General features: G+C 34.5%; 20 protein-coding genes, 1 tRNA gene and 1 pseudogene. 11 read left to right on the top strand and 11 right to left on the bottom strand.

Annotated features, from left to right (window positions below; all coding sequences use genetic code 11):
- The 4 genes from CAI20_RS02440 (at position 1) to lpdA (ending at position 4,075) form a co-directional block, all read left to right on the top strand.
- Positions 1-594, top strand: a complete 594-nt coding sequence (locus CAI20_RS02440) for a hypothetical protein (RefSeq protein ID WP_149168763.1) — start codon at positions 1-3, stop codon at positions 592-594.
- Positions 595-692: 98 nt separating this feature from the next.
- Positions 693-1,184, top strand: coding sequence for a disulfide bond formation protein B (locus tag CAI20_RS02435; RefSeq protein ID WP_012481943.1), 492 nt, complete (start codon positions 693-695; stop codon positions 1,182-1,184).
- Between the two features lie 80 nt (positions 1,185-1,264).
- Positions 1,265-2,050: an aminoglycoside phosphotransferase family protein gene (locus CAI20_RS02430; protein ID WP_246111614.1), complete on the top strand. Its 786-nt coding sequence runs from the start codon at positions 1,265-1,267 to the stop codon at positions 2,048-2,050.
- 639 nt (positions 2,051-2,689) lie between these two features.
- Positions 2,690-4,075, top strand: coding sequence for a dihydrolipoyl dehydrogenase (gene lpdA / locus CAI20_RS02425; protein ID WP_019236856.1), 1,386 nt, complete (start codon positions 2,690-2,692; stop codon positions 4,073-4,075).
- A 1-nt stretch (position 4,076) separates the two neighbouring features.
- Here lpdA and CAI20_RS02420 read toward each other — a convergent pair whose 3' ends face one another.
- Positions 4,077-4,442 (bottom strand): hypothetical protein, encoded by a 366-nt coding sequence (locus CAI20_RS02420; protein ID WP_149168761.1) that lies wholly within the window; start codon positions 4,440-4,442, stop codon positions 4,077-4,079.
- A gap of 73 nt (positions 4,443-4,515) precedes the next feature.
- Here CAI20_RS02420 and CAI20_RS02415 point away from each other — a divergent pair, with 73 nt between their 5' ends.
- Positions 4,516-5,538, top strand: coding sequence for a UDP-N-acetylglucosamine--N-acetylmuramyl-(pentapeptide) pyrophosphoryl-undecaprenol N-acetylglucosamine transferase (locus CAI20_RS02415; RefSeq protein ID WP_149169004.1), 1,023 nt, complete (start codon positions 4,516-4,518; stop codon positions 5,536-5,538).
- Here the strand turns inward: CAI20_RS02415 and gshB are convergent.
- Positions 5,523-6,449, bottom strand: coding sequence for a glutathione synthase (gene gshB, locus CAI20_RS02410; protein WP_007302296.1), 927 nt, complete (start codon positions 6,447-6,449; stop codon positions 5,523-5,525). The genes CAI20_RS02415 and gshB overlap by 16 nt on opposite strands.
- A gap of 63 nt (positions 6,450-6,512) precedes the next feature.
- Here gshB and bcp point away from each other — a divergent pair, with 63 nt between their 5' ends.
- Positions 6,513-6,980, top strand: coding sequence for a thioredoxin-dependent thiol peroxidase (gene bcp / locus CAI20_RS02405; protein ID WP_007302297.1), 468 nt, complete (start codon positions 6,513-6,515; stop codon positions 6,978-6,980).
- A gap of 8 nt (positions 6,981-6,988) precedes the next feature.
- Positions 6,989-8,068, top strand: a complete 1,080-nt coding sequence (gene recF / locus CAI20_RS02400; RefSeq protein ID WP_007302298.1) for a DNA replication/repair protein RecF — start codon at positions 6,989-6,991, stop codon at positions 8,066-8,068.
- A 15-nt stretch (positions 8,069-8,083) separates the two neighbouring features.
- Here recF and CAI20_RS02395 read toward each other — a convergent pair whose 3' ends face one another.
- From CAI20_RS02395 to CAI20_RS02385, 3 genes are all read right to left on the bottom strand, one after another.
- The gene (locus tag CAI20_RS02395) at positions 8,084-9,244 is read right to left on the bottom strand and encodes an aspartate kinase (protein WP_007302299.1); all 1,161 of its coding nucleotides are present in this window, start codon (positions 9,242-9,244) and stop codon (positions 8,084-8,086) included.
- A gap of 89 nt (positions 9,245-9,333) precedes the next feature.
- Positions 9,334-11,052, bottom strand: coding sequence for a monovalent cation:proton antiporter-2 (CPA2) family protein (locus tag CAI20_RS02390; RefSeq protein WP_149168760.1), 1,719 nt, complete (start codon positions 11,050-11,052; stop codon positions 9,334-9,336).
- A 5-nt stretch (positions 11,053-11,057) separates the two neighbouring features.
- The gene (locus CAI20_RS02385) at positions 11,058-11,630 is read right to left on the bottom strand and encodes a thioredoxin family protein (protein WP_052264880.1); all 573 of its coding nucleotides are present in this window, start codon (positions 11,628-11,630) and stop codon (positions 11,058-11,060) included.
- Positions 11,631-11,736: 106 nt separating this feature from the next.
- On the opposite strand from CAI20_RS02385, the gene tmk reads away from it, so the two are divergent.
- Positions 11,737-12,354: a dTMP kinase gene (gene tmk, locus CAI20_RS02380; protein WP_007302302.1), complete on the top strand. Its 618-nt coding sequence runs from the start codon at positions 11,737-11,739 to the stop codon at positions 12,352-12,354.
- A 131-nt stretch (positions 12,355-12,485) separates the two neighbouring features.
- On the opposite strand, the gene CAI20_RS02375 is transcribed toward tmk, so the two are convergent.
- Positions 12,486-12,562 (bottom strand) — tRNA-Met (locus CAI20_RS02375).
- Between the two features lie 96 nt (positions 12,563-12,658).
- On the opposite strand from CAI20_RS02375, the gene CAI20_RS02370 reads away from it, so the two are divergent.
- From CAI20_RS02370 to CAI20_RS02360, 3 genes are read left to right on the top strand one after another with little or no spacing between them, the layout of a single operon-like run.
- Complete coding sequence (locus tag CAI20_RS02370) at positions 12,659-14,683, top strand: ComEC/Rec2 family competence protein (protein ID WP_149168759.1); 2,025 nt, start codon at positions 12,659-12,661, stop codon at positions 14,681-14,683.
- Between the two features lie 41 nt (positions 14,684-14,724).
- Entirely contained in the window at positions 14,725-16,536 is a 1,812-nt protein-coding gene (locus tag CAI20_RS02365) for a coiled-coil domain-containing protein (RefSeq protein WP_019236853.1), read from the top strand.
- Entirely contained in the window at positions 16,521-17,468 is a 948-nt protein-coding gene (locus CAI20_RS02360) for an RluA family pseudouridine synthase (protein WP_149168758.1), read from the top strand. The genes CAI20_RS02365 and CAI20_RS02360 overlap by 16 nt, the downstream gene beginning before the upstream one ends.
- Before the next feature lie 6 nt (positions 17,469-17,474).
- Here CAI20_RS02360 and CAI20_RS02355 read toward each other — a convergent pair whose 3' ends face one another.
- The 5 genes and pseudogenes from CAI20_RS02355 to CAI20_RS02335 form a co-directional block, all read right to left on the bottom strand.
- A complete protein-coding gene (locus CAI20_RS02355) occupies positions 17,475-17,822 on the bottom strand; it encodes a diacylglycerol kinase (RefSeq protein WP_007302306.1) in 348 nt (115 codons plus the stop codon).
- A gap of 197 nt (positions 17,823-18,019) precedes the next feature.
- A pseudogene (locus CAI20_RS02350) lies at positions 18,020-18,848 on the bottom strand (IS630 family transposase).
- Between the two features lie 165 nt (positions 18,849-19,013).
- Complete coding sequence (gene carB / locus CAI20_RS02345; RefSeq protein ID WP_149168757.1) at positions 19,014-22,241, bottom strand: carbamoyl-phosphate synthase large subunit; 3,228 nt, start codon at positions 22,239-22,241, stop codon at positions 19,014-19,016.
- 109 nt (positions 22,242-22,350) lie between these two features.
- On the bottom strand, positions 22,351-23,100 hold the full coding sequence (locus tag CAI20_RS02340; RefSeq protein ID WP_245970065.1) for an SDR family oxidoreductase: 750 nt from the start codon (positions 23,098-23,100) through the stop codon (positions 22,351-22,353).
- Between the two features lie 10 nt (positions 23,101-23,110).
- Positions 23,111-23,926 carry a YihY/virulence factor BrkB family protein gene (locus CAI20_RS02335; protein ID WP_149168756.1) on the bottom strand — a complete coding sequence of 272 codons (816 nt, stop codon included), beginning with the start codon at positions 23,924-23,926 and terminating at the stop codon, positions 23,111-23,113.
- Positions 23,927-24,017: the final 91 nt, after the last annotated feature.

Genomic DNA, 24,017 nt, shown 5'->3' with positions numbered 1-24,017 from the left:
ATGCGTATATTTATGTTGTTGGTATTGAAATCTCCTATGATCTATTTTGATTTTGATATCTTACCTAAAGAAGATAAGAAAGTTGGTGAGATTCAGGCTGTGCATGGCTTTTTGGTTGCTGAAAATGACAGAAAAGGTTATGACTATGATGGTATAGCAAGTATTGAAAATGCTATCATTGCTCTAAGCGATGCTGGTAGAGTAAAAATTATGGAAATTTACAATGAAGTAAAGAATAAGTTTCAAAAAGATTATCCTTTGTTTAAGTTATCAGAACATGAGATTTACAAAATTATGGAAGAGATAGTATATTTCACTCTTTCTAATGACGTTCTTCTTCTTATATCTAGCTATCAAGATTCTAACAAACGTTACAACAGACGTTTGGAAGAAGCAAGATTGCTTATGCAAGAAACATTTGGGTTTAAAACCAATGGAGGAGAAGTTGATATTCAATATGACAATAGCTGGACGAAAAACAAGGATGAATTGTATACCAAAGAAGAAATTGCAAAAATAGATAGTGATACTAGGGTTGTAACTAGTATGCAAACTAAATCAGTATCTAGCTGTGAATACATGCATAGAGGCTAGATAAAAAAGTTATAGAGTGATATGTGTCGCTTTATAATTATATAGAACATTATTAAACAAAAGTTGACTTTTTCGGTTGTTGTGGTAATTCGTTAATTATGTCAGATATAAATAACAGTTCTACAATCTTTTTGCTGTCAAGTGCCGCTGCTCTGATTTTTGCATATGTGCTAGAGTATTTCTTCAATATGCTACCATGCAAGTTATGCATATACGAGCGAGTAGTTTACTATGTTACAGGGCTACTTGCAGTTGCGTACATGTTCAAAGACAACAAAATCCTAATCTATGCGATGTTTTGCAGCTATCTCATTGGTGCAATAATATCTTTTTATCATGTAGGTCTTGAACTCCACTTATTTCATGATGTTTTAGGCTGTACAGAGCAAGCAAGTGGTAACGTTAGCATAGAAGAGTTGAGAAATAATCTATTAAACCCCAATTACTCTCCGTCTTGTGACAGGCCTCATTATATTTTTGGTGTTTCATTAGCAACATGGAATCTTATTTATCTTATAGTAGCCCTGTTTGTATCAGGTAGGATATATTGTAAAGAAAGAAATTTAAGGCACAATTGGTGCAAAAAGTAGCAAGAGTAGATGCTGCATTTGTACACCGCTTAGTTGTCACCCAGTTTCCGCAATTTAAAGATCTGTCTATCTGCCAAATCGTGCCCGGTGGATGGGACAATAGAACATTTCGTCTGGGTGATCACATGCTTGTGCGTATGCCAAGCGCTGCAAAGTATGCAATGCAGGTGGAAAAGGAACAAAAGTGGTTACCCAGGTTGGCACCTTTACTGCCACTTTCAATTCCAAAGCCTTTGGCAATGGGAGAGTCGTGTGAGGGTTACCCATGGCAATGGTCTATTTACCAATGGATTGATGGCAACACCGCTGCATCTGTGCACATAGCAGATCTGAATAACTTTGCAACCAGCCTTGCTCAATTTCTCGCTGCTTTACAACGCATAGATACTACAGATGGGCCTCTTCCCGGACCACATAATTTCTATCGTGGAGGGGTACTAACAACCTATAATGCTGAGACAAAGCAAGCAATTGCCGTTCTAAAAGATAGAATAGATGCCAATGCTGCAATCGAGCTCTGGGAAGCAGCGCTAGCAAGCGCTTGGAAAGATTTGCCAGTGTGGGTCCATGGTGACGTTAGCGCTGGCAACCTATTGGTGCAAGAAGGAAAATTGAGTGCCGTCATTGATTTTGGAGGATTGGGGATCGGCGATCCCGCTTGCGATCTAATGATTGCTTGGACGCTGCTTAGAGGAGAAAGCCGAAAAATCTTCCGTGCAATGCTTCCGTTGGATGCTAGCACTTGGACTCGTGGCCGTGCCTGGGCTTTATGGAAGGCTCTTGCTGATATTACCACAAACACGAACGCTGTCGAAGCTTGGCACACTATTAATGAAGTGTTTAGAGATTATAAACGCAATTCATAAAGTATATTTGTATGAACATTGTGATTTGAGAGCAATCTCCACTAGAAAGGATGTAATCTCAGTATTGAAATCCAGTTTTTTTATCAAAAAATTTTTTGTATAAGGAAGGTGTCATACTAGTCACAGCTGTACGAACATTGTGATTTGGGCTAAAAAGATGCGAGTAGCCCCTTCGGTGTCATCTTATGTTTTTGTCATCCCAGTGCCCAGATACTGGGATCCAGAACAGGTAATAAGAAGTGCTGGAATGACATCCTGAAATTTTAGCTACAAATATTAAGAAATTTACCAAATAGAAAAAAGGCAAAAGAATCCCCCAGTAGTGAGTTTTGACCCTATAATAATGTAAATTGGCGTTGTAATAATGTGCTAACGCTTATTTAAAGCGCGTTTTGGCTGAATGTAGAAAAAATAAAAAAAGACATGCAGCCGCTATAATTTTTTGTAATTTGCCAATAAATATCTGAGTTTTTTACTGAATTTTGTTGTTAAATCTGCAGAGATTAAAAACAAGGATAAATACTCTTATTGATATGATAAGGAACGTGGGAAGGTTTGTCAAGTCGCTTCTATACACCTGAGCATTGATCATACGGGTTCCATCTGTTATATATAGTCTTTTGCACACGAAAAAAACTGATGAATGAGTATGATATTACAGTTATAGGCAGCGGTCCTGGTGGTTATATAGCAGCAATTAGGGCGGCGCAGCTTGGACTTAAAACTGCAATTGTTGAAAAGGAGGAAAATTTGGGTGGTATATGCTTAAATTGGGGATGTATACCAACAAAATCGCTACTTAGAGCGTCTGAAGTTTATAGATTAATAAGAAGATCAGAAGAATTTGGCATAAAAGTAAAGGATGCAAGTTTTAATATACAATCAATGGTGAAATATTCAAGGAACGTTGTTGGCAAGCTATCAAGTGGTGTTGAGTATTTGATGAAAAAAAATAACATCAAAGTCCATCAAGGCTTCGGTAAACTTGCAGGTAATCGTACTATAAAAATTCTTAATGACAAAAAGGAGGAGGAAATTTCTTCCAAGCATATCATTTTAGCAACAGGTGTAAGGGCAAGAAATCTTCCTGGAATCGAAGTAGATGGAGATTTAATATGGAATGCGCAGCACGCTATGACTCCAAAGAAGTTACCAAAATCTCTACTAATCATAGGTTCTGGTGCGATAGGAATAGAGTTTGCAAGTTTTTATAGTACTTTGGGAGTTGATGTAACAATTATAGAAGTAAAAGACACTATTTTGCCGCTGGAAGATAAAGATATTTCAAATTTAGCACAAGAAATATTCACAAAACAAAGGATAAAAATATATACAAACAGTAGCGTAAAAGCTTTGACTAAAAATAAAGACTTTGCTCAAGTGTTACTAAGTAGTGGTGAGAGCAAAGAATTTGATAGGGTGATTGTTGCAGTTGGCGTTCAAGCAAACACTGAAAATATAGGTTTAGAAAATACAAAAATTAAGTTGAGTTCTTCTGGTTTCATTGAAACGAATGAGTGGTATGAAACAAGTGAATCAAGTGTGTATGCAATAGGTGATGTAGCTGGTCCCCCATGTTTAGCGCATAAAGCAAGTCATGAAGCTGTAATCTGTGTTGAGAAAATTGCCGGTAAAAATGCTCATAAGTTAAAAAAAGAGTGCATACCAAATTGCACTTACTCTCATCCGCAAGTAGCAAGCGTTGGCCTTACTGAGGAACAGGCAATAAAAAGTGGATACGATATAAAAGTAGGAAAATTTCACTCCAACTTTAATGGTAAATCTATTGCACTAAGTGAAACTGAAGGTTTAGTGAAAACAATTATAGACAAAAAAACAGGCGAACTTCTGGGTAGCCACATGATAGGTGCGGAAGTAACAGAGTTAATTAGCAATTTTGCTCTTGCAAAGCAACTAGAAGGAACAGACTTCGACATAAAATCTACGATTTTTCCTCATCCAACCATTTCAGAGATGATACATGAGTCAGTACTTGCTGCAGATGGTGAATCGCTGAATAGTTGAACTAACGTTCTATCGTTTTAGAGCTACAATTATCCTGATTAGGCGATTCAATTCTAATAGATTGATTACCAATATCAGATTTTTCTAACTTTTCTTTTAACCCTTCAGCTGCTTCTTTCACTTCAAGCTTTTTTTCCTGATTAAGATCCTCTGGGCTTTTTCTTTTACTGTCTAAACCTTGTTGTCTATCAATATTTTTATTGAGTTGTTCTTGCTGAGGTAGACCATCAACTGAGTTAACAAAGAGCTTTTTTGTGCTTTTTAACAATCCTATAAAACCTCCACTTCCGCCTTCTCTTTGCTCTTGAGGCTTGTTTTTCACGTTTTTACTGTTGCTGCTTTCAGGCATTTTTAACTCAACTATCATAAAGCTTAATAAAATTTTACATGCAGATTATTAAAAAATGATTAATAATCTATTATCAAATTGCTATTTACAGATGGATATTATTCTAGCAACAGGCGGTACAGGTGGGCATGTTTTTCCAGCTATAACCTTAGCAAAAGCGCTAAAGGTACAAGGGCACAATTGTATATTATTCACTGATCAAAAAATCATCAATATAGAAAGTTATATTTTACCATTGTGCAAGCCAAGTGGCAACAAATTGAAGTTTCTCTTTTTGTTAATGTATAGTTGTGTATTAGCACTGTATCAAACAAGAAAATTAAAACCAAAGCTAATCATTGGTTTTGGTAGCTACGCCTCTTTTCCAACTCTTTTTGCAGCAAAGATTTTTTCTATACCTATAATTTTACATGAACAAAATATAGTTTTAGGGAGAGTAAATAGATTCTTTTTCAAGAGTGCAAAATTAATTGCAACTAGCTTTCCAGAGACTAAGTATGCAGAAGGTAGTAAATGCGTTTTTACAGGAAATTTTGTCGATATAGAAGCACAAGGCTATTCTAAAGCTGAAACAGTTTTAAACGTGTTAATAATAGCAGGCAGTCAGGGTGCAAATTTTTTTGATGATGTAGTGAGCAGCGTAATTTGTGATCTACCTGCTGAAGTAAAAGAGAGGATTAGAGTAACGCAGCAATGTACGAAGAAAAATATAAACAAAGTCAAGAGTCTATACAAAAGTGAAGGAATTGATTGTGAATTAAGTGAGTTTTTCGATGATATGGAAAATAAACTGGCCAATGCTCATTTGGTAATTAGCAGAGCGGGAGCAACTTCAATAGCAGAGATCACTCTTGCTGAGCGTCCTGCTGTATATATTCCTTATCCTCACTCAAAAGATAACCATCAATTTTATAATGCAAAACATATTGAAGATTCGGGAGCAGCTGTAATGGTTGAGCAAAATAGTAACGCGAAAAAGAATCTAGGAGAGTTGCTAGTTGATTTATTGCAAAATTGTCAAAAATTGCGTGATATGGCTAATAATACTAAGAAAACAAGAATAAGGAATGGAGTTACTGAATTTATTAAGGCAATAGCTCAAGAACTTAGTTGACGAATTGCTTTTTCTTCAAATGCATCCCATAGTTCTTTTTCTAGTGATTTACTATACAACTTATTGATATAAACTACTCCCGTAGGCGAAGTTGTGTTAATTTCAAGAAGGAAGTCATCTATAATATCAATACCAACAAATATTAGCCCTCTTTTCTTTAGCTCAGGACCGATTTTATTACATATTTCAGTGTCTCTATCATTCATTTCAATAGATTCAAAACTTGCTCCAAGCCTCATATTTGTTCTGATTTCTCCGCTAGACTTTGGAACTCGCTTCATTACTCCTATTGGCTTTCCATCCAGTAGCAGTATTCTTTTATCTGTATTTATCTTTTTACAAAATGCTTGTGCAATTACAGGACATTCATATTTTGCAATCATGAGATCGACTACCACTTGAATGCTATTTTGGTCTTGTATTCTTATTACGTCATTTCCTCCATAGCTATATAGTGGTTTCAAGATGATATCTTGATAGTCGTGACAAAAATTTCTAATCATCGATATATTTTCAGTGATCAAAGTTGGAGGAATTAGCTCTAGAAATAGTGAAGTAATTAATTTTTCAGGACAGTTTCTTATTTCTGTTGGATTATTTATTACTAACGCAGTAGTCTTTTCTAAGATATAGGTTGTTGTAATGTACCGCATATCAAAAGGTGGGTCCTGCCTGATAAGTATGATATCCATTTCATTCAAATCTATAGTTACATCTTCTTTAGAAGTAAAACCAAAATCATCAACGCTGACTTTCTGAGCAAGAGCAATTGACTGATTTAACTTGAGTGCTAGATTATTAGGAACATAGACAAAAATTTCGTGCTTTCTCCTCTGCGCTTCTTTTATTAATGCAAATGTAGTATCAGTTTCAAAATTTATATTTTCATCCATTTGAAAAGCTACTTTCATTTATCCTCCCTTCCTATTACAATATACTATAGTACCATAAAAGTGTTAATAATGGAGCAAAGTATGGAATTAACAGTAGGAAATAATGCACCTGATTTTAGTTTGCCAACAGATTCTGGCGAAATTTTATCGCTGAGTGAATTTTTTGATAAAAAAAATGTAGTCCTTTATTTTTATCCTAAAGACGATACTCCGGGCTGCACAATGGAGGCAAAAGGCTTTAGAGACAATATAGAAAATTTCTCTTCTTTTGACACAGTGATAATTGGTGTATCAAAAGATAGCGTTAAGTGCCACGCTAACTTCAAAGCAAAATATTCTTTGCCATTTTCTTTAGTTTCTGATGAAAATGCTGAAATGTTGGAAAAATATGGTGTTTGGGTAGAAAAAAGCATGTTTGGCAAAAAGTATATGGGAATAGAGCGCACTACTTTTTTAATCGATAAAAAAGGTAAAGTAGTGAAGATCTGGAAAAACGTAAAAGTTAGTGGACATGTTGATGAGGTTCTAGAAGAAGTAAGGAGAATATAAATTAAAGAATGACTACCCATTGCTATATAAAAAAACTGAAATTATATAACTTTCGTAGTCATTCAAACTTTGAACTGGATTTAGATGATAGACCAGTTGTAGTAACTGGCAAAAATGGTATTGGAAAAACTAATATACTTGAAGCAATCTCATTGCTTGCTAAAAGCAACGGAATGAAAAAAGCAAAAATCAATGAGATGCAAAATAGGCGCAGTAATGAAAGTTGGGTAGTGTATTATGATTTTTTCAATGGAGCAGAGCTTAACTCAATTGGTATAGGAAAGAATCTTAATAAGAAATTAATACAAATTGATGGGAAAACGCAGTCAAGCTACTCATCTTTGTATAGAATATCTAATGTAATATGGCTAATTCCACAAATGGACTATATTCTTCTTAATTCTCCAAGTGACAGGTTAAAATTTTTAGACCGTATAGTTTCACTATTTGAAGAAAATTACACCTATTGCTACATGAAATATAGAAAAGCTAAGCATGAGCGAAGTAAATTGCTTAGAGAGAATATTTTGGACGAAAGTTGGCTCTCTAGTCTTGAAAACGTCATGGCTACCAATGCAATTGATATTTTACGTATGCGATCATCTGTTTTAAAGATATTACAAGACACAATTGATAACCATTCTTGTGAGTTTTTTCCAAAGGCAAGTTTGAAATTTAGCAGTCAGCTAACTTTGAACGATACTGCAGAATATTTTCAGAATCGTCTAAAGGAAAACAGAGAAAAAGACTCATTAACTGGTAGAGTAACCTTTTCTGTACATAATGATAATTTTTGGGTTTTTTGCCAAAAAGGGGACATGCCAATAAATCTTTGTTCTACTGGAGAGCAAAAGCTATTACTGCTTTCTATCATCTTATCTAGTGTAAAAGCAAGGTGTATTCATTACAATAAAGCACCTCTTCTTCTGCTTGACGATATAATGTCGCATCTGGATAAAGATTACAGAAAGGTGTTAATGGAGGAGGTGTTAAGCATTCAATGTCAAACTTGGATAACCGATGTAAATCAAGATAATTTCAATAACTATCTTTGCTCTTTCAAGTTTTTTGAATTATCAAGTAAATAAATTTCAAGCGTGCTGTCATACATCAAGCTCATATTCGGTATGTAAATCTCTAATTAAAGCCTCAGCGTGTTTTTTTTGAACAACTATACTGATCTTGATTTCGGACATTGTGACAGCAAGTATTTCTATCTTTTTTTCGCTTAAAACCTTGAGTGTGCGATACATCACTTCAGTGTTAGACATAACACCAATACCAATTATTGAAATTTTAGCTATATTATTGTTTACGACATAATTTTCATTTTTGTTCAATAACTTTGTCATTAAATCAACATCAAATTTAGAAATCAAAAAGCTTGACCCATGTATCATGTCAACTTTAACGTTTGCTCCTGCTATATCTCTTAAAGTATCCAGAGTATTTGCAAAGTTAGTAAAAGTTACAAGAGCTTCGTGAGTGCTATAAGTTATTCCAGTAATTAAGTATCTTTCCAGTACATCTTTTTCGTGTAGTACTGTAGTGCCTTCTACTTCCTCAAAAGTGGATAACACTTGCACCTTAATATTATGCTTCATTGCAAGTTGTACTGAACGATTATGCAATATTTTAGCACCAGATGACGACATCTCCAATATTTCATTGTAAGAGATAGATTTAAGCTTGCGTGCCCTTGGAACAATTTTTGGGTCTGCTGTATATATTCCGTCAATATCAGTAAAAATTTCACAAGTCCTAATACCAAAGACTACAGCAAAGGCAATTGCTGAGATATCAGATCCTCCTCTACCAAAAGTAGTGATTCTATCATCGTGTATACCCTGAAAACCAGCAATGATTGCAGCAGTATAACCCTCAGCAAAAGATCTTTTTACATGGTCAATTTTTATCTTTTTTATTTTAGACTCAGAATAAAAATTATCCGTTACAATTGGTAACTGCCAGGCGAGCCATGATTTAGCATTAACTCCAACAGACAGAAGAGTGATAGCTAATAACCCGCAAGAGATTTGTTCTCCTGCTGAAAGCAGGACATCATACTCTGATAACTCTTGTCTACAATTTAAATTTGAAATTTGCCTGGCTTGAAAAGCCATTTGGTCAGTGAATCCTGCAGCAGCAGACACAACAGCAATTACATTATAACCTTTTTCAATATCGTTTTTTATTAGATTTGCAACTCGATTTAAGTCAGTTAGCGAAGTACCACCAAATTTTTTTATTATTATTTTGTTCATAGTTACAATAAGGTCAATTTCACCTTTCTAGAGAGTATAGTTGCTTAATTAAATGTGTTTTTCTGATCACTAATTAAAGTGATAGAGGATTATTCATCTTTATCACTACCAAGGTCTTTTAACATACTGTAGTTGCCTTTTCTAAATTTACCTTTTAAAGATGTAACTCCGCTTTCGCTAATTCCACTTAAGCTTAATGCTGCTCCACCTAGCTGCAATCCAATCTCAGACGTCTCGGGAATAATTTTACTAGCCCCTAGATCTTTATAAACCTCCACATTATTCAAATCTGGTAAACGTATTATAATATTTACATGTGGGAAGTTTGTTGCAACTAGAGAAACTATTTTCTTTATAGTGACTTCGTTCTTTATTGAAACCACAAGAGCTTGAGCTCTTTCTATTCCTACTGATTTTAAAATTTCATATCTTGTAGCATCTCCAAGATATATAGGGAAACTGTCATTTTTTCCTTCTTTCACTATTTTTGATTGAATATCTACAACAACATAACTTAAATGCTCTGCAGTAAGCATTTTCGTTACCATATATCCCACTCTACCAAACCCGGCAACTATTACGTGGTTATAAAGATCTTGTGTGTCTGTTTCGATTGCTTCATCGTCTAGTATTATTTTTTCAGTGCTAAATGAATTTGCTATCCAGTCTCCAATTCCCGATAAAAGAGGAGTAAAAGCCATAGTTACTGTAGTTACCATCATAAGCACTTGAGCGATTTCACTTGATAGTACATCTAATTCATCTGCTAAACGGAATAAAATAAATGCAAATTCACCGCCTTGTGCAAGCAGTAATCCAGCTTGTATTGCAGGTGCACTTCTAAATCCAAAAAATCTACACAATGTATATATAATGGACGTCTTTAAAACGATAAGGATAATTGATAATAAAGTAACGAGTGGTAACTTATCGAGTAAAAGGTCAATATCAATAGACATACCAACAGTCATAAAGAATAAACCAAGAAATAAGTCTTTAAATGGCAATACTGCATGTTCTACCGAATTCCTGTGTTCTGTTTCTGCAACTAGTAACCCAGCAACAAATGCGCCTAATGCCATTGATAAATGAAATTGTTCAGTAATAAATGCTGATCCTAATATTATCAGAAGTGTTGTTGATATAAAGATTTCATTACTCTCCATTTTGGCAATAACCGAAAACAACGGCCTCAGTAATAACCTACCAGTTACAAATATCAACACCAATGCAATAGCTGCTTGCACTAATGAGCCTGCCAACGAGCTTATTAAGCTGTGTTCAGAATTGCCAGTAAGCAGGGGCACTAGTACTATTAGAGGTACCACTGCAAAGTCCTGCATTAGTAGCACTGCTATTGACAATCTACCAACTTGGCTTGCTTGAGAACCCTTTTCTTGCAGAACCTGCAACACTATTGCTGTTGAGGATAGTGCAAGTCCACCACCAATAACTGCTGCCATGTTTGTATTTACTCCAAAGGCAAGAGCAATGCACCATATTGCTATCATGGTAACTATAACTTGAAGGGAACCAAACCCAAACACATGCCTACGCATAGCGATAAGGCGTTCAAATGTCAATTCAAGACCTATAATGAACAATAGGAAAACTACGCCAAACTCTGCAAAGTTATCCATTACTTCAACTGAATGTATCAGATTAAATCCATGAGAACCAATCAATGCACCTGCAACAAAGTAACCAAGCACTGGACTAATATTCATTTTCCAAAACGCTATGACTATAAACACAGCAGCGGAAAGCAAGATTATAATATCAAACAAATGCTGAGAGCCGCTGTGCATAATATTTAACCTGTAGAATTAGACCATTTTATTGAACAACCAATACTTGATTTTTGGTCAATTGGAGGATTGCTAGTTTTTGCAATAAATTTCATCGCTTGAAATAAATCACTACTTCCTATTTCATAATTTTGAACTTTCTCTTTTTTTGCATTGTTAAAACGTCCACGATAACGAAGTTTTAAATCAGCGTTAAACCCAAAGAAATCAGGGGTACAAACAGCACCATACTCTTTAGCTACTTCTTGGTTACTGTCAATTAAATATGGAAATGTAAACTTATTTTTCTCTGCAAAATTAATCATGTTTTCAAAGGAGTCTTCTGGGTACTTATTCACATCATTTGGCATGATTGCAACGGTGTTTACCTGATAATCTTTTTTCAACAAATTAACATCGCTTACTAGATTGCTAATAATTGATTGAACGTAAGGACAGTGATTGCATATAAACATTACAATAAGACCATTTTCCCCATAGCAGTCACTTAATGTATAATATTTGTTATCCACTCCCAAGAGATTGAAATTCTTTGCAGTAAAGTCTAAATCTATCTTAGGAGTGTCTAGCGTAACCATAGCTCATAGAGAATTGTATACCGTATATAATTTATGATCTTATTGCTTAAATGTCAAATGGTTTCTATGTACACTATTTGCATTTAGCATTGTAATTATAAAATTTATGTTCATAACCTTCGAAGGAATAGATGGTTCTGGTAAAACAACACAGTCTGAGTTACTTGCAAATTATTTCAAGCAAATTCACGGTGAAAATAATGTCGTATTGACTAGAGAACCAGGTGGTACTGATTTTGCAGAAAAAATAAGAGGATCACTACTTAAGGATAATATTGATCCCATCTCTGAACTTTTATTATTTACCTCAATGAGATATGAACATATGAAAGAATTAATACTACCAGCTCTTAAAGAGGGAAAGACAGTTATTTGTGATCGATTTATCGATTCAACTATTGCGTATCAAGGGTATGGACTAGGTGTTGACTTGAGTCTAATAAGAGACTTACACAAATTAGTGGAAATTAAATATCCAGATATCACATTTATTTTAGATATTGATGTTCAAGTTGGACTCAGCAGAGCAAAGGATAAAAATAAGTATGAAGAAATGAGCATTGATTTCTATCATAAAATTCGAAAAGGATTTCAAGAAATAGCTATAAAAGAATCTAATAGATGTAATGTTATTACTGGAATTGCAGATAAAGACAACAATAAAGTGTATAGTGAAATTATTGATGTAATAAGAAAAAAGAAAAAAGGCATGCAGCCGCTATAATTTTGTCAATAAATACCCTGAGTTTTTTACTGAATGTTACGATTGAGCCTACAGGTCAAAAACAAGCTTTGAGTTAGAAATAACATTGCTATTATAATAAAAGAAATCGCAATATTTGTACAATTGAAAGATGGTTGCGGGAGTAGGATTTGAACCTACGACCTTCAGGTTATGAGCCTGACGAGCTACCGAGCTGCTCCATCCCGCGTCGTTGCTTATTTATTATTATATGCGTAATAATAATAAATAAAAGAATAAAATCACACTATTACATATATTTATATATCTATTAACCTTTCTTAACATGATAGTAAATTATATACATAACAATCTGTGCAATGAAAAATATAACTTGATATTGTGGTTCCCTATTTTTCAGTGTGCAGGAATTTTAACCTATTTCTCATTAAATTTTGAACCAAGCTGTGCTTTCACTATATCTATTTTTCTCTTGCTTTCACCTATACTAATTCTGATTGCAATATTATACAGGAAATACGCAATATTATGCATTTCTTTAATTGCAGTGCTCATAGGATTTACAGCCAGCAAATTCAGAACAGATTCAGTTAATACTCATATTCTTGATAAGGAAAGGTATGTGAAAGATATTGTTGCTACAGTGAAGGATATTAACGATAGGGGCTCATATAAACAATTTTTGCTTTATGAAATAAAAAACACGAAGTTCAAGCTGGATAACATAAGAATATCAGTTAAAACAAAAGCGGAAGAAGGCATTAAAATAGGGGATCAAGTAAAATTATCAGCAAAACTCTTTCGTCCAAAAATTGCGCCTTCGGAATATGCATATGATTTTGCAAGAATAGCATATTATCAGAAAATAAGTGCAACAGGCTTTGCAACAAGCAAAATAGTCCTGTACAAAAAGGCTGAAGCAAGAAAATTTCAAGAGTATATAGAATCTTTCCGTCAATATATCTATGAAAACCTACAGCAAAATACCAAAAAGCCACACGCGGACATAATCTCTGCATTATTAATTGGCAAAAAAGACGGGATAGATCAAAAAACTATGAATGCGATACGAGATTCAGGTATAGCACATTTATTCGCTATATCTGGTTTACATTTATCGTTTGTTGCTGGTCTATTTTTTATAGTATTCCGTAATTTATTTGCAATATCTGAAACTTTGACTCTTAAATATAACACTAAAAAAATATCTGCATTCTTTACTATCTTGCCAACTACCTTTTATTTGTTGATTACCGGTATGCAAATTTCTGCTCAGCGTGCCTACATCATGGTGATCTTGGTACTTGTTGCAATAATCATAGAAAGGAAATATCGAGGATTAATAGCAATTGCGTTTGCTGCTTCGGTGATACTCATAGTGGAGCCAGAAGCAATCTTAAAGCCAGGTTTTCAAATGTCATTTTCTGCTGTTTTGGCACTAGTTGCCAGCTATCAGATCAATGCTAATAAGTTATTCAAAATAAAAATAATAAAATATTTTGTGTCGATAATGATCAGCTCAGTCATAGCAAGTTTAGCAACTGTTCCGTACACAATATACAATTTTAACTATTTTTCAATCAGTGGCATTATCACAAATTTGATTGCTATACCAATAGTTACACTCATTATTATTCCACTTGGAATAATTTATGTTTTATTGATTCCTTTAGGTATTGAATGGATTATAGCGCCATTTATAGAGCGCCCAATTGACAGTATCTTGTGTATAACAAATGCAATCGCTAGTCTTCAGTATTTGGTTATTCCCACTCGCACTTTTCCTGGCTCATCAATTATTATAATAACACTTGGGTTATTGTGGCTATGCTTGTGGGAAAGGAATTGGCGTTTTTTTGGAATTTTCTTTATTGTGCTGGGTATTTTCTCTAGCGCTATGTATAGAACCCCTGACATCCTGGTCAGTATTGATAATCTTGCTGTAAAAGAAGATGACAGTTTACTATATTCTCTTACTAGGAAAAATAGGAACTTTGTTGTCAAAACATGGGCTAAACAAAACGGGCAGAATCAAATTTTGAATCACACTAAATTCAGTAATTCAAACAAAAGGCTAAAATGTAATGATTATGACTGTACATATAATAAAGGAAATAATAAGTCAGTGTTGCTAGCTCATAAAAGAGAAGATATTTTAGAAAATTGTAACAATGTCGATCTAGTAATTCAGTTAAGCAAGTTTAACTATCCAGCTTGCAATACTAAAATCATCAAATACTCTGACTTAGAGGCATATGGCACACACTCTGTTTGGCTAGCAAATAGTGGCATAAAGGTTAGCAAAGTCCGTTCTAATCGTCCTTGGCATAAGCCAAAAAACTTGTTTTAAAAGTGTTATTAGTATATAATTAATTAGGTGCTAGGGAGTTTATGCCTTTAGATATAATAAATCCTTTAAGTGTTAAAGTAGATCATAATTTTGCCAAAATAGATGATGCTATTGGTTTTTTCCCTAGATTATGGCATGCAGCAAAGAAATATTCCGTAAGTAACACTCTACCTATAGCAGCTGTAAATACTTGGCTTCAATTTTCTTTGGCTTATGTAGCTGCAATAATAATAACTAGTAATAATTTAAGCTTTATTACAGATATTTTTAACCCAACATTCATGCCAATTTACACTTTGGTTTCTATTATTCTTTTAACAACTTTTGCAGCCTCTTCTGCTATGAGATATATGCATAAGCAGAAGATAAAAGAAGGAAAAAAGCCGATAGAGGAATTAATAAATGATAAAATTAGAGGTGGCAAAGACAACGAGATAAGTGAACTTGCTGAAAATGCTCTAAAAATAGAGATAAAACCAAATTTAAGTTTTACAAGTCACAAAAAAGCAAGCTTTTCAATAATTTTGCCAATCTCTGAAAATCAAAAAAAAATATTAGATGATCAAAGACAAGAGAATAAGAATAAGGCAATTTTTCTTACCATACCATATGTAATTAGTGCTGTAATTATAGTTGGTGCGTTAATACAAAATAGACTGAGCTTTGCCAATATTCAGGATTTGGAATGGGCCATAGTTGCACTGGCTAGTATCATTGCTATTGTTGGGATATGTATAACATTCAGCAAGCTAAAAAACAATGAGATAAACAATAATCATAATATTGTTAAAAAGTTTAACAATTTGGATATTCTCTTTCCATTCAGAAGAGGTGGGGTTGTATCAGTAATGGAAAAAAAGACAAAAGATGAAGAAGAAAATGATTCTACATCTCGATTGATAAAATTACTTGATAAGCACTTGACTGATTTTACAGATAAAATTGTTGACTCACTTGATAAGCAGTTAGATGAAGTTAAAGGTCTACTCGATAATAAGCTTCTAAAGCCTGCAAATGATGAAATTAAAGAAACACTTGTTCATCTACGAAGAGTCAGAGAAGACATCAAAGAAGATTTGGATGAGTTGCACAAGGAAATCTCGCCCATTTTAAGTGAAGCTAAAGGGCTGGTAAAAAGAGCAAGTTCACTAAACATTGAAAGTATTTTTTCTAGTTTAGATAATGCTATTAAAATCGCTGAAGATAAGGTTGAGCGATTTGAACCAAGCAGATTTGTTGGCTTTTTTAAATCTGGGGAAAGCACAGTTAGTGATGATCCTTTGTTTATAGATATGTTGGAAAAGCAAAAAAAAGAGGCGGAAAAGATAAGGAAGAAATTAGAGGAAGAGCTAAAAAACGTAAAAGATGAACTAGAAGAATTAAAGAATAAACAAACTCAATCAACCGAACCTAATAGCAGTGAAGGCAGTATTACTGCTACTTCTCTTGAAAAACAGCGAGATGAAGAGAAAAAAGCAATAGAAAAAAATAGATTATTAAAATCAAAAAAAAGGATGAAAGAGCTGGAGCAAGAAAATGCAAAATTGGAAAAAGAATTATCTGAACAAGAAAAAATGGATGAATGGAGAAAAAAAGTTAACGGTAAAGCAAGTGGCTTTCTATATTATTTATTAGAGTCTATTAAGCTAGAAGAAAAAGATAAAAAAGAAGAAAAGAGGGAGTTAACGCTACGGAATTTTGATAATAAAATAATAATTTACTGGAAAGATGGCTCTCAAACAATTTGCCACATTAAAAAACAAGACGGCCTTCAAATTCAACCTAGTACAAAAGTTGATTTTGTGAATCCAGATGTTCATGCAGCATTTGAAGTAGCATGTTCAGGACTTTAAATATTAGTAGTGAAGAGAAAAAATTAAGATTAGATACTTATGTAGCTAAAAAATGCAACATATCTCGCAGTAAAGCGCAAAGATTGATACAGAATGAGCAGGTGAAATTACTTGGTATACCGATAATTAATAATGATCACATAGTAAAACCAGGTGAAGAGTATGTGGTGCATCTCATTCAACCTGACATATCCACATCAATTGAGCCTAATTATGACATAAAACTTGATATCGTCTATGAAGATGATGACATTATAGTTCTGAGTAAACAAAGTAGATTAACAGTACACCCAGGTGCTGGAACAAACAATGATACACTCCTGAATGCAGTGATCGCTCACCTTTGCAAAATTCCATATACAAATACAAGACCAGGAATTGTTCACAGGCTTGATAAAGATACTAGTGGACTCATGGTAATTGCAAAAAATGAACAATCCCACAGCTTCTTGTCTGAACTGCTATCAAATCGTAAAATAAAACGGGAATACTTAGCAGTAATTTGGGGAGCATTACCTAATCTGCAAGGAACAGTAAAAACCCATATTGCTCCAAAACGCAGTAATAAAGAAATGATGTGTGTCACAAAAACAGCAGGTAAATTAGCAATCACTCATTATTCAGTGAAGAAAATTATAGGGCAAGCAAGCCTGGTTAAATGTACTTTAGAGACAGGCAGAACACACCAAATTCGAGTACACATGAGCCACATAGGACATTCTGTAGTTGGTGATCAAGTTTACGGAAAAAATAGTAGTAAAAGTGAAAAACATGCTAAAAACTCTGACTTTATCCGTAATTTCAATAGACAGGCACTACATGCTCACACGCTAGGCTTATATCATCCAAAAAGTAAAGAATATATAGAATTTGTTTCTGATTTACCACAAGACATGCAAGTCTTAATCGGTGAATTTGAAAATATATCTTAACAACATTCATATCAATATTATCATCCATGTTATCAAGAAATTAATTAATGAGAGAAAAACTGCTGCACTACCTAGATCTTTCACTTTTTTTGAAAGTATATGTTGTTCACTGGAAATACGCTCAATTGTTGTTTCAAAAGCAGTGTTAATAATTTCTACAATTAACACCAAAAATAGGCTACTTACCATTACTGCACGTTCTAAATTACTTACATCTAAAACAAACAAAGTTGAAACACATATTATAAAAAGCAGTAACTCCTGTCTAAACGCAACTTCTGATACAAAAGCTGATTTTATTCCTTCACAGGAGTATTGAATTGCTTTTATTAGACGAGTAATGCTTTTCTTCATTATCAATTTTGGAAACTCAATGAATTACACTTATTGCACTCAGGTAAAAAATGCATGAAAATACCTTTCAGTCGTGATCACTTACAAAGATTTTTAAGTTAAAGTCTAGCATATTGTTTGAATCAAGAAAATTAGTACAAAGCCTTTCAACAGACGCTCAAGGCAGTTATAGCATTTCTCATAATAGTCCGAACAGGTCATAGGAAGGCAGAATCAACAGCACGACGAAAGGATTCGAATAGAGGAATGTTTTTCCTGGCTCTGTTTTTTATAGCAAACCAATAATGCTCAATTTTGTTGAAATCTGGAGAATATGGAGGAAGATATAAAATTTCTGCACCAACTCCTTTAGCAAATCTTATTAGACTTATGAAAAGTAGCATTATCAAGGATAACAGTTTGTCCAGGTTCCAAAATCGGTGTCAGAAACTGCTCAAACCATTTATTAAAGATATCCATATTGCAGTGGCCTTTAAAGGTTAACGGAGCAATTATTTTTCTTCCACTTAAGGCTGTAACCATGCTAATTCGTTGAGTTTTCTTTCCAGATTTTAGGGCATAAAACCGCTGTCCTTTCTGGCAATACCCATAGGTTCAGTGTTATCAATGCCAGACTCATCTATATACACTAATTCTTTAGGTTCTTTTGTTGCTATAACCTTTGAAAATTGAGCTCGCTTTTCTTCATTTCTTTCTTTATATCCGTAGGTCTTTTTTTTCTTGTGAATCCTATATTTTTAAGTGCTCGATGAATTGTTTGTCTACTAATATTGCCCCAGCATCTCTGACTGAGTTTTGCCACCTTGCTCATTTGCAAATTCGGCAAATGCATTCCAGTCGGTAATTTTATGCCACGCTTCCAAGCTTTTTTGATTGAAAATCTCCCGTTTTCTCACGTCTTTTCTTCCACTCATATAAAGTTGTTTCTCCAATCTTAAATCTCTTGGCAACAGTTTCTCCACTCTCTCCTTCATCCAATGCTTCCATTACCTTTTTTCTTAAGTCATAACTATATGCTGCTGGCATGCTTACCATCACTACTATAAATCCATATCTTACCTTTTTTGGACTATTATGAGAAGTGCTATATATATTGATACTGACACAAAAATCCTTTAATTAAATTTCTCTCGCCTTAGCTTACACGATCCTCATTTTGAAATAAGTAATAATTTATTATAGTCTTGATATTTAAACATTTTGTATCTGCTGTAATGATTTCACTTCCAATTTGCTATTCTTTACATATTGAATTGCAAGCGCTAACGCTTTACTCCCAGAAGCTGTGGTGCTATAAGCTATATTTTGCAAAATAGCAGTTCTCCTGATATCTTTGCTATCTGAAACTGATTTCACACCTTTTGAGGTATTGATCACTAGATTTATTTTTCCATCTTTGAGCATATCAACTATGTGGGGTCTGCCTTCTCTCACTTTATTTACAGCTTTTGCAGCAATGCCGTTATTGTTCAGATACGAAGCTGTGCCTTTGGTGGCATATATTTCAAAACTCAGTTCTTTCAACATTCGTGCAACAGGCAATATACACTCTTTATCATCATCTTTTACTGAAACCAGAGCTGCTCCTTCTGTTGGTAACTTGTATCCTGCAGCCATGTGCACTTTTGCAAGTGCAGCTTCGAAAGATAAGTCAATTCCCATCACTTCTCCTGTTGATTTCATTTCAGGACCAAGTAAAGTATCAACTCCTGCAAAGCGGGTAAATGGAAAAACAGCAGCTTTAACTGCAAAATGATTGAAAGGCTTGTTTTCCTGATTCAAATTTTTACCCAAAATAACCTGAGTGGCAAGCTTTGCAACAGGAATGTTGATTACCTTGGAAATAAAAGGAACTGTACGGCTAGCCCTTAAATTCACTTCAAGTATGTATACATCACTCTCTTGAACAGCAAACTGAATGTTTATCAGACCTTTCACTTTTAATGCTAATGCTATTCTTTCAGTTTGGAGCTCGATCTCTTTTATTACTTCGTCACTCAATGTATTTGTCGGTATTGAGCATGTTGAATCGCCAGAGTGGATACCAGCTTCTTCAATGTGCTCCATGACCGCTGCAATGAAAACTTTTTTCCCATCACATACAGCATCAACGTCAACCTCAACTGCATTCACTAAAAATTTATCAAGAAGCAGCGATCCGTGTTCAAAAATTTTGGTTTGATTCAAGACATACTCTTTAAAGCTCTGAGTATCGTGTCTAATCGACATAGACTGACCGCCGAGGACATATGATGGCCTGACTACTAGTGGAAACCCCACCTTTTCTGCGTTGGTTAACGCTTCTTCTACTGAATGGCAGATAGAATTTTCAGGTTGTTTTAAATTAAGTTGCAAAGCAAGATTTTTAAATCTCATGCGATCTTCTGCAAGGTCAATAGAATCAAACGAAGTTCCCATAATTTTGAAACCTCTCTCGTTAAGCACTTTGGCTAACTTTAAAGGCGTTTGCCCGCCGATTTGAACTATTACACCAACCAGTGTGCCATTTTCTTGCTCTTTGCTTAGTATTTCAAGCACATCCTCTGCAATCAGTGGGGCGAAATATAAACGATCAGCGGTATCGTAGTCAGTTGAGACGGTTTCTGGATTACAGTTAATCATTATTGTTTCATATCCCATTTCTTTGGCGGCAGAAGCTGCATGTACGCATGCATAATCAAACTCAATACCCTGACCAATGCGGTTTGGACCACTTCCTAAAATGACAACTTTTTTTCGATCCGAAATATTCGCCTCACATTCCGTTTTATTTTCAACATCACCCTCATAGCAGCCATACATATAAGCAGTGCTCGATTCAAATTCAGCTGCACAGGTGTCTACACGTTTATAAACTTGTTTAGTACCAAACCTTTTCCTTATTGCTTCAATTTGCTCTACTTTCTTATTGCTTAACTTTGCCAACCTTGCATCTGAAAATCCCATTTTTTTCAGCTCTAACATTTCATATGCAGTTCCAGGAAGGCCATTTTCCTTGATTTTTTGTTCAGCTAATATAATTTGCTGTATATTCTGCAAAAACCATAAGTCATATCCTGTAATCGAATTTATTTCTTCTATGCTAATTCCGTGGCGCATTGCGTCAGCAGCAATCAGTAATCTGTTTGGCAGCAATTTTGCTAATTGAGATCTGATGTGATCAATATCAGTATTTTCAGGAAATACTTCATCAAGTCCTGTAAGATCAGTTTCAAGTGAACGAAAAGCTTTCTGCAGTGACTCATTAAAAGTGCGGCCGATCGACATTACTTCCCCCACTGATTTCATGGAAGTTGATAGTTCACAATTCGTCCCCTTAAATTTCTCAAACTCAAATCGAGGAATTTTAGTGACGATATAATCAATCACTGGTTCGAATGCCGCTGGTATTATTGGAGCGCAGTCGTTACGTATTTCATCGAGCGAATAGCCAATAGCCAGTTTAGTTACAACTTTTGCAATAGGATAGCCTGTTGCTTTCGAAGCAAGTGCAGAAGAGCGAGAAACCCTTGGATTCATTTCAATTACAACGAGGCTTCCATCTTCTTTAGGATTCACTGCAAACTGAACATTTGCACCTCCTGCACTAACATCAATTTCTCTCAGCACTGCTATAGATGCATTTCTCATCTGTTGGTATTCTACGTCACGCAGAGTCAAAGCAGGAGCAACAGTTATGCTATCCCCAGTGTGCACTCCCATCGGATCAACATTTTCTATCGAACAGACTATTATGCAGTTATCTTTACAATCGCGGATAACTTCCATTTCATATTCTTTCCAGCCGATAATTGATTCATCTATCTGAACTTCATTTATCGGCGAAATTTTGAGAGCACTTTCTGCAATATTAAAAAACTCCTCTTTATTATATGCTATGCCACTACCTGCTCCACCAAGAGTGAATGATGAGCGGATAATTGCTGGTAATCCAACGTAGTCCAAAGCCTTTTTTATTTGTTCTTGATTTTTTATAATGATACTTTTGGGGTATTTCAGTCCTATTCTATCCATGGATTTACGGAATAACTCTCTATCCTCTGCTTTTTTTATTGCTTCTCTATTTACCCCTATTAATTCTACGTTGTATTTGTCTAACACTCCATCATCTGCAAGTTTTATTGCACAATTGAGCGCTGTTTGCCCGCCCATTGTTGGCAATATTGCGTCTGGCCTCTCCTTAATTATAATTTTCTCTATGATTTCAGGCAGTACCGGCTCAATATAAGTTGCATCAGAGAATTCAGGATCTGTCATTATAGTTGCAGGGTTGGAGTTAACCAAAATGACTTTATAACCTTCACTTTTTAATACTTTACAGCTTTGCGTTCCGGAATAATCAAACTCGCATGCCTGACCTATAACTATTGGGCCTGCTCCTATTACTAATATAGATTCTATATCTGTGCGTTTTGGCATAATTACAATAACAGTTTCTATTCAAAGTAATGTTACCAGTCTTTCCTGTATATGTGAATTTTTATTGAGTTCAGACTAAGAACTATAGGTAATTAAAAAGTGTACAAACTTATTCAAGAGATTTACTTAATGGCAAGATTTGTCCTGATATACTGCAGTCATCAGAAGCCAACTCTACGAATTTATTTGTTAACTTCTCAGGCGATACTAATTCAGATATATCTTTCCCTGAAAATGCTTGCTTATACATTTCACTATCGATAGGCCCTTCCGAATACACGGCATTTATGCATAAGTTCGTATGCTTTGTCTCAGATGCATATATCTTCACCATTGCTTCTAGTGCAGCCTTACTTGCAGCATATGGTACCCAATATGGATAAGAGGAAGGAGAAAGTGTTATCTCTGAGGTCATGAATATCGCTCTTCCAGCATTAGACTTTTTTAGTATTGGACCCAAATTTTTTAGCAAGTACCAACTGGCAGTAAAATTTGTATTCATTACGTTCTGTAGATCTTCAAGCTCACAATCATGAACAGAGCTCAACTTACCTAAAATTTCAGTGCATGTAATCAGTATATCAAGTGTTCCAGATTCTGATAATTTTGGGCTTTCTATCATATTTGCCAATTTTTCTACGTTTTCAAAGTCTAAAAGATCAAGCTGAATTAGTTTCACAGAGCCTTCTTTAAATTCTTCAAGCTCTTCAATTTCATTATATAGTGGCTTGAGATTATCAAGAGATCTGGAAATCAGAATTACACATGCACCTTCTTTTACAAATCTTTTTGCAACAGAAGAGCCTATTCCACCTGAAGCTCCGGTAATTAAAGCTATTTTACCTTCTAACTTACCCATTTCTTTCTCTTTAGCAAGATTTATTGAAATATTTTAGCTGAAAATTAAATTTTGCTCCATATATAAAAATCAAACTTAACACATAAAAAAATAGTAACGATACTACCACACCACCTAAGCTTCCATATATCAAATTCAGTTGGTCAAAGGAAGCTTTTAAGTATTGCTTGAAAGCTGAAGCAGAGATCGTCCAAAGAATAACAGCCACACAAGATCCGGGAAATACGTCTGATAAGCTTTGTTTTATGTTTGGCAATGTAAAATACATCCAAGATACTATAGTAAAAAGCACAAACTCGATAAGTAAATATCTAGTATAACTTAGCCCTTGGTAAGAAAAATCAATTAACATTGGCACTAATGTAAAAAATACTATAGTCAGAGTTGTAACAAGCGTAATTACTAAAAATTGTAATATACTGAGCACCCTTCTCCATATATAAGGCGATGAAACTGGAACTTTATAGGCCTTATTGAGTATCGTTCTAAATCCTTCAATTGTTGATGAGGCAGTCCAAACAGCACCTACAACTGCTAAAGTTAACAAACTTTGTGGCGGACCTGATATTATCTCCCTAATACGTGGCATCAAAGATGATAAAATATCCTGTGGCATGTTATCAATAATAAATGCCCAGCCGACATTGTATTGATCTAAGAAATTTGCGAACGTTGATGCCATGGCTATTAAAACAATAAGAAAAGGAAATATTGATAACAGGATTAAAAATGATAGATACCCTGCATGCTCCACTCCATCATTATAAATTGTGTCAATTAAAGCACGATAAAGGCAATAAACGATACTATAAAATTGCTGTAGCACTTGTAATATAAATAAACTAAGAAAAGTATTCTAAATGAAATAAAGCATACTTTTAAGCAAAAAATCCTCACCGTTTACTTAAATTTAATCA

Origin of the sequence: Wolbachia endosymbiont of Chrysomya megacephala, assembly GCF_008245065.1 — a bacterium.
GTDB lineage: Bacteria > Pseudomonadota > Alphaproteobacteria > Rickettsiales > Anaplasmataceae > Wolbachia.
The sequence above is the reverse complement of the archived record's forward strand: the minus strand, read 5'-3'. Positions and strand labels throughout refer to the sequence as shown.

Bases quoted from the DNA above. Each gene is read 5' to 3' on its own strand.
- CAI20_RS02440 (WP_149168763.1), top strand. From the start codon at position 1: ATGCGTATATTTATGTTGTTGGTATTGAAATCTCCTATGATCTATTTT.
- CAI20_RS02435 (WP_012481943.1), top strand. From the start codon at position 693: ATGTCAGATATAAATAACAGTTCTACAATCTTTTTGCTGTCAAGTGCC.
- lpdA (WP_019236856.1), top strand. From the start codon at position 2,690: ATGAATGAGTATGATATTACAGTTATAGGCAGCGGTCCTGGTGGTTAT.
- CAI20_RS02420 (WP_149168761.1), bottom strand. From the start codon at position 4,442: ATGATAGTTGAGTTAAAAATGCCTGAAAGCAGCAACAGTAAAAACGTG.
- CAI20_RS02415 (WP_149169004.1), top strand. From the start codon at position 4,516: ATGGATATTATTCTAGCAACAGGCGGTACAGGTGGGCATGTTTTTCCA.
- gshB (WP_007302296.1), bottom strand. From the start codon at position 6,449: ATGAAAGTAGCTTTTCAAATGGATGAAAATATAAATTTTGAAACTGAT.
- bcp (WP_007302297.1), top strand. From the start codon at position 6,513: ATGGAATTAACAGTAGGAAATAATGCACCTGATTTTAGTTTGCCAACA.
- recF (WP_007302298.1), top strand. From the start codon at position 6,989: ATGACTACCCATTGCTATATAAAAAAACTGAAATTATATAACTTTCGT.
- CAI20_RS02395 (WP_007302299.1), bottom strand. From the start codon at position 9,244: ATGAACAAAATAATAATAAAAAAATTTGGTGGTACTTCGCTAACTGAC.
- CAI20_RS02390 (WP_149168760.1), bottom strand. From the start codon at position 11,052: ATGCACAGCGGCTCTCAGCATTTGTTTGATATTATAATCTTGCTTTCC.
- CAI20_RS02385 (WP_052264880.1), bottom strand. From the start codon at position 11,630: ATGGTTACGCTAGACACTCCTAAGATAGATTTAGACTTTACTGCAAAG.
- tmk (WP_007302302.1), top strand. From the start codon at position 11,737: ATGTTCATAACCTTCGAAGGAATAGATGGTTCTGGTAAAACAACACAG.
- CAI20_RS02370 (WP_149168759.1), top strand. From the start codon at position 12,659: ATGATAGTAAATTATATACATAACAATCTGTGCAATGAAAAATATAAC.
- CAI20_RS02365 (WP_019236853.1), top strand. From the start codon at position 14,725: ATGCCTTTAGATATAATAAATCCTTTAAGTGTTAAAGTAGATCATAAT.
- CAI20_RS02360 (WP_149168758.1), top strand. From the start codon at position 16,521: ATGTTCAGGACTTTAAATATTAGTAGTGAAGAGAAAAAATTAAGATTA.
- CAI20_RS02355 (WP_007302306.1), bottom strand. From the start codon at position 17,822: ATGAAGAAAAGCATTACTCGTCTAATAAAAGCAATTCAATACTCCTGT.
- carB (WP_149168757.1), bottom strand. From the start codon at position 22,241: ATGCCAAAACGCACAGATATAGAATCTATATTAGTAATAGGAGCAGGC.
- CAI20_RS02340 (WP_245970065.1), bottom strand. From the start codon at position 23,100: ATGGGTAAGTTAGAAGGTAAAATAGCTTTAATTACCGGAGCTTCAGGT.